This window comes from Peptoniphilus indolicus ATCC 29427 (assembly GCF_000227315.1).
GTDB classification, from domain to species: Bacteria; Bacillota; Clostridia; order Tissierellales; family Peptoniphilaceae; genus Peptoniphilus; species Peptoniphilus indolicus.
Genome location: NZ_JH165087.1, coordinates 1 through 2,059, shown reverse-complemented (window position 1 = coordinate 2,059; position 2,059 = coordinate 1). Strand labels below are relative to the sequence as shown.

Annotated in this window: 4 protein-coding genes; all 4 read left to right on the top strand. The window is 29.3% G+C overall.

Annotated elements, in window-relative coordinates; translation table 11 throughout:
* Positions 1-614 (top strand): hypothetical protein (locus tag HMPREF9129_RS12605; RefSeq protein WP_004823303.1); only part of this gene is annotated, 614 nt, incomplete at its 5' end.
* A gap of 8 nt (positions 615-622) precedes the next feature.
* A complete protein-coding gene (locus HMPREF9129_RS09945) occupies positions 623-1,183 on the top strand; it encodes a GNAT family N-acetyltransferase (RefSeq protein ID WP_004823301.1) in 561 nt (186 codons plus the stop codon).
* A gap of 171 nt (positions 1,184-1,354) precedes the next feature.
* On the top strand, positions 1,355-1,801 hold the full coding sequence (locus HMPREF9129_RS09940) for a 2-thiouracil desulfurase family protein (protein ID WP_004823300.1): 447 nt from the start codon (positions 1,355-1,357) through the stop codon (positions 1,799-1,801).
* Positions 1,794-2,059 (top strand): fluoride efflux transporter FluC (locus HMPREF9129_RS09935; protein WP_004823298.1); only part of this gene is annotated, 266 nt, incomplete at its 3' end. The genes HMPREF9129_RS09940 and HMPREF9129_RS09935, both read left to right, overlap by 8 nt.

The following is a 2,059-nucleotide window of genomic DNA, read 5'->3' as shown; positions in this document are numbered from 1 at the left end:
ATTTTTTAGGAATAGCAATTTTAATATTTACAATAAATTTTATAAATAAAAATACTACAATACTTCCTATAGTAGTTGGAAATATTATTTCAACAGCATTATCATTGGAGTTAACAAAAATCTTTTTAGGTGATGAATGGAACTATTATTTTAAACCATTTACTGCAATTGAATTAGTATTAGTTATTATGGCAGTGGTTTTGGCAATAGAACTATTAGTTTTTATGTTAAATAGAAAAAGATTTAAAATAGAAAAATATTGGCAAGATACTTTGAACCAAGATGAAATTGCTATTAGAGAATATTTTTCTCATGAGGCGATTATATACTGGCACAATACAAATGAAAAATTTACGGTTGAAGATTATATACTGGCAAATTGTAAATATCCTGGAAATTGGTCGGGTGTTATTGAAAGAATTGAGAAGTTAGAAGATTTGATAATAACTGTAGTAAAAGTATGTGCAAAAGATAAAAGTGAATTTCATCATGTTGTTTCATTTATTAAATTAGAGAATGGAAAAATTATTTCTTTAGATGAATATTGGGGAGAGGATATTGAATCTCCAATATGGAGAAAAGAAATGAGAATAGGCAATAAAATTCATAAATAGGGGGTTCTATGGAGCACAAGGGAACGGTTAGGTTAGAAACTAAAAGATTGGTGCTTAAAAAGTTTTCATTAGATGATAGCGAGCAAGTTTTTAAAAATTGGGCAAATGAAGATAAGGTTACAGAATTTTTAAGATGGAAACCTCACAATAATATTGAAGTCACAAGAGAAGTATTGAGTGAATGGGCTGAAAATTATAAAAATTTAGATTTCTATCAGTGGTCAATAGTTTTAAAGGAAACAGAAGAATCAATAGGAACTATTTCTGTAGTAGGAATGGATGAGATGACAAATAAAGTTCATATTGGATATTGTATAGGGAGCAAATGGTGGAATTTGGGAATTGTGAGTGAAGCTTTTTCAAAAATTATATCTTTTTTATTTGAAGAGGTTGGAGTTAACAGAATAGAATCACAACATGACCCAGAGAACGTTGGTTCAGGAAAAGTTATGCAAAAATGTGGATTAGTGTACGAGGGAACACTTAGAAAAGCAGATTGGAGTAATAAGGGAATGGTTGATGCTTGTATGTATTCAATATTAGCGGAAGATTATTTTGAAAATATATAATATTGTCCAATAGTTATTTGATTTATATTCTAATGAATTTAAATAAGGCAAGACTTAAGAAGATATCTCGCTAAGAGGTATCTTTTTTGTGTAAAAGATTATTTTTAATAGTTTTATGATAAAATCCTAAAGAGAAATATTTAAAAAGTTAAATTTGGAGCTGAGATTTATATGAGGATATTAGTTAGTGCTTGTCTACTTGGAGAAAATTGTAAGTACAATGGTGGAAATAATTTGAATGAAAATTTAAAGAGAGTTTTGAGTAAACATGAAGTTATTGCAGTTTGTCCTGAAGTTTTGGGGGGGCTTTCGACACCAAGAGTTCCAGCTGAAATTGTAGATGGAATTGTTACTAATAGGAATGGAAAAGTTGTGAATAGTGAATTTAAAAAAGGTGCTTCAATTTCTCTTGAGATTGCAAAACAAAATGAAATTGAATTAGCTATATTGCAGTCAAGAAGTCCGAGCTGTGGAGCTAAGCAAGTATATGATGGGACATTTAGTGGTAATTTGATAAATGGTTCAGGAATTTTTGCTAAATTGTTAAGAGAAAATGGATTTTGTGTGGTGGATATAGAGGATTTTTTATATGTATTAGGTGGTAGAGAAGATGCTTGATTGTTTAGTAGTTGGTTTGGGTGGTTTCATAGGGAGCATTTTAAGGTACTTAATAGGATTGATAGGCGTTGATAAAACTCAATTACCTATGAAAACTTTGATTATAAATATAATTGGGTCATTTGTGATAGGTTTAGTTGTTGCTATTGGATTAAAGAATAAAGACTTGGACTATAGATGGATATTATTTTTAAGGTTGGAATTTGTGGGGGTTTTACAACTTTTTCTTCATTTGCATTTGAAAATTTTCAATTGTTT